At 40.2% G+C, this 3,481-nt stretch carries 3 protein-coding genes; all 3 read right to left on the bottom strand.

Annotated elements, in window-relative coordinates; translation table 11 throughout:
- Positions 1-91: 91 nt before the first annotated feature.
- The 3 genes from IQ228_RS23365 to IQ228_RS23375 all read right to left on the bottom strand — a co-directional run bounded on the left by IQ228_RS23365 (position 92) and on the right by IQ228_RS23375 (position 3,371).
- Positions 92-904, bottom strand: a complete 813-nt coding sequence (locus IQ228_RS23365; protein ID WP_027403781.1) for an ABC transporter permease — start codon at positions 902-904, stop codon at positions 92-94.
- Complete coding sequence (locus IQ228_RS23370; protein WP_027403782.1) at positions 905-1,900, bottom strand: ABC transporter ATP-binding protein; 996 nt, start codon at positions 1,898-1,900, stop codon at positions 905-907.
- A gap of 223 nt (positions 1,901-2,123) precedes the next feature.
- Entirely contained in the window at positions 2,124-3,371 is a 1,248-nt protein-coding gene (locus IQ228_RS23375; RefSeq protein WP_027403783.1) for a VCBS repeat-containing protein, read from the bottom strand.
- Between the last annotated feature and the right edge of the window lie 110 nt (positions 3,372-3,481).

Consider the following 3,481-nt stretch of genomic DNA (forward strand, 5'->3'; position numbering starts at 1 on the left):
GAGTGGGGGGAGTAGGGGGAGTAGGGGAGTAGGGAGAGGAGTTTTACTGATGACAACAGACAACTGACAACTGACAACTGACAACTGACAATTACTGACGTTGAAAGCGGAGTGCATCAATTGATTGGGCGGTGAGAAAAATACCTAAGACAATGTAACTGGCAAATAGAATCAAGCTGCTAGTATCAAAAATGCCTTGAATCAGGGTGTTATAATGTTTGAGAAGGGATAAATGACTCACTGCTTCACCCATTTGTCCGGGAATGGCTTTGGCGATTAAATCAATAAATAATAGCAAAATGACGAGGGCAAAGGTGAGGACAGCCGATAAGATTGTGCTGTCTGTTAATGAGGAAATAAACATTCCTAAAGATAAAATTGCTGCTGCTAAGAGGAGTAATCCTAAATGACCAAGTAGAGGAATTATGGGGGATATGAGAGGATGAGAATTGGATAATGCGATCGCCTCCAATCCCATTAATGGTAAAATCATGGTTAAGAAAAATGTCAATACCCCTAATAATTTACCCACAGCTACAGCCCAGTTGGTAATCGGCGATGTGGCTAGTAGTTCTAAAGTTCCCCGTTTACGTTCTTCGGCATAGAGTCCCATTGAGAGAATCGGTAATACAAATAACATTAACCACCCCATTCTATCTAAAAATGCCCGCACAAATTCGTAGGGAACATCTATTGTTGGGGCAGGAACTCCCATTTGTTGCCCTTGTAAATCATAGCTAGAAACTGTGACTAAAATTCCTTCTGGTCCTAACAAAATCATCACGAAAAACAACCCGGCTAAGAACCAAAATGCACTAGCTACTCCATAGGCTAATGGCGAAACAAAATAACTTTGTAGTTCTCGACGATAAATGGCAATAATGTTAGGGATAACTATACCCATTTATGCAGCTTCTCCTTCTTCAATTTCTGGGGTTATTTCCGTTGGTAAATTCTTTTCTGCTGTAGTTAATTCTAAGAAAACATCTTCTAGTGTGGCATTGATTCGTCGCATTTCATATAAATCAAACCCAGCCCGAATTAAAGCAGCAGTAATTTCTTTTCCTGGTTCTGTTCCTGGCTGCAATATTACCCGGAGGCAAGTATGATTGTCTGACGATTGCTGATGGTTAGGCATTAATTCTACTGAACTTACATCGGCTATATTTTGCAGCATTTGTCTAGCTAAAGCTGCATCTCCACCGATTTCTAACTCATATCCCGCCCCACCTGTTAACTGTGTCATCAAATTTTCTGGGGTATTGGTTGCGACTATTTGCCCCCGGTTAATAATGGCAACTCGGCTACAGGTCATGCTCACTTCTGGGAGAATATGGGTAGACAAAATAATGGTGTGTGTTCCTGCTAAACTTTTAATTAAGTTTCGCACTTCGATGATTTGCCGAGGGTCAAGACCAATGGTAGGTTCATCAAGAATAATAGCTGGTGGATCATGAACGATCGCCTGGGCAATCCCTACTCTTTGCCGATAACCTTTAGAAAGTTTACGAATAATAACTTTGCGCTTATCTTCTAAGTTACAACGATTAATAGCTGCTGTTACTTTTGTCGGGCGATCGCCTGAAGAAACTCCCTTAATCCGAGCGACAAAGTGTAAAAAACCCTCCACAGTCATCTCTGGATATAATGGCGGTGTTTCTGGTAAATAACCAATTCGCTGTCGCACCAACAGAGAATGATCATGAACATCATAACCTGCAATCTTGGCTGTCCCAGTTGTAGCCGGTAAATAACCAGCTAAAATTCGCATAGTTGTGGTTTTACCAGCCCCATTCGGTCCCAAAAAACCTAAAATTTCCCCAGGTTCAACACTAAAGGTAACATCAGTAATTGCTGTTGTCGAACCATAAATTTTACTCAGATGCTCAACTTCGATCATTCACCTAATCACTAATCATGAGAATACCCACACAATCTTAGCGAAAGAATGGGTAATTAGCTTTAACAGCCACAAAAAAGCGATTCCTATGTCGCCGCCTTCCGTAAAATCAAAAGAGCGATGATCAATAAGATCCCCGACTTCTCTAAGAAGTCGGGGATCTGACTCATAAAATCAAAAGAGCGATCGCCTAATATAAATTGATCATAGATCAATTACCAAATCAACCTGTATACCATTCTGGAGTCAGCTTCTCTGTATCAGCAACAGGAGTTTCAGTCGCTAGAGTTCCATCCATAGTCCAGATTTTATCTGCGGACGTTTGTTGATCACGCCAGTAGATATCAGTCTTACCATCACCATTGAAATCACCTAAAGATGCTGTCAAACCAGGAGTATTGCTAGGTAGGAAAGCTTCAGAACTTACCGCTGTACCATCCATTAACCAAGCAGTATTTGCCCCACTAGTCGCATTGTGCCAGAAGATGTCAGTTTTACCATCGCCATTGAAATCGCCAATTCTCGCACTCCAATCTGTACCCAATGTGCTAACAACACCTTCAGTCACAAAAACGCCATTCATTGTCCAAATCTTATTCTCGCCTGTAGCGGTATTGCGCCATAAAACATCAGTTTTGAAGTCGCCGTTAAAATCACCAAGAGTAGAAGTCCAAGAAGCGTCTTGAGATTGGAGATCATACTTAGTGGCTTGGCTACCATCCATAAACCAAGCGGTATTTGCGCCTGTGCTGGAATTGCGCCAGAAGATGTCACTCTTACCATTACCATCAAAATCAACAATGGTAGCAGTCAATCCTGGTGCTGTAGGTTCTAAAACAGTCGCATTGGCTACTTTTGTGCCATCCATTTGCCAAATAGCATTTTCACCAGTAGTAGCATTATTCCAGAAAATATCAGTTTTGCGATCGCCATTAAAATCGCCAATATTCGCACTCCAACCTGGATCAACTCGATCTAAAGTCAAGTAACTGGAAACTTTTGCCCCATCCATTAGTACAATTACATTATCACCAGTTGCCTTATTGCGTAATAAGAAATCAGTCTTATTATCGCTATTAAAATCAGCAGTTTTATATTCCCAGGTATTTAAGTCATATTTACCCAAAGAAGCCTGTTCTAAAACTTGAGTTCCATTCATCAAGCGAACTAAAATTTCACCAGTTTGAGCATTTACCCAAAGTTTATCTGTTTTCCCATCACCATTGAAATCAGGAACAATAGCTGCACTGGTTAAATAAGGATTAGGATTCGGGTTAGCACTACCGCCAATGGGGATTTGAGCTAATGGATTGGTTGGTACTAATGGATCTGCTAATGCAGAAACAGAAGAACTGCTACTCATAGGAGTATCACTAAATGTCGTCAATTCTTGTGATTTTTGGAGAGATACTAATCCAGAATTTTCTAGGTTGGTTGAATATAATCCTGACTGACTCACTTCTTGAAACATGATGTGTTTTTATGATTAATTAATATCCATTTTTAATTTGATTCTCATGAAGATTCTGTGAATAACAAACATTTGGTTAATTATTTTTATTGAATGTCATTATTCATAGA

The sequence above is a fragment of the Dolichospermum sp. LEGE 00246 genome, from assembly GCF_015207865.1.
Lineage (GTDB): Bacteria > Cyanobacteriota > Cyanobacteriia > Cyanobacteriales > Nostocaceae > Dolichospermum > Dolichospermum heterosporum.

What these genes read in the sequence shown, in the direction of transcription:
- IQ228_RS23365 (WP_027403781.1), bottom strand. Translation starts at nt 904, where the DNA reads ATGGGTATAGTTATCCCTAACATTATTGCCATTTATCGTCGAGAACTA.
- IQ228_RS23370 (WP_027403782.1), bottom strand. Translation starts at nt 1,900, where the DNA reads ATGATCGAAGTTGAGCATCTGAGTAAAATTTATGGTTCGACAACAGCA.
- IQ228_RS23375 (WP_027403783.1), bottom strand. Translation starts at nt 3,371, where the DNA reads ATGTTTCAAGAAGTGAGTCAGTCAGGATTATATTCAACCAACCTAGAA.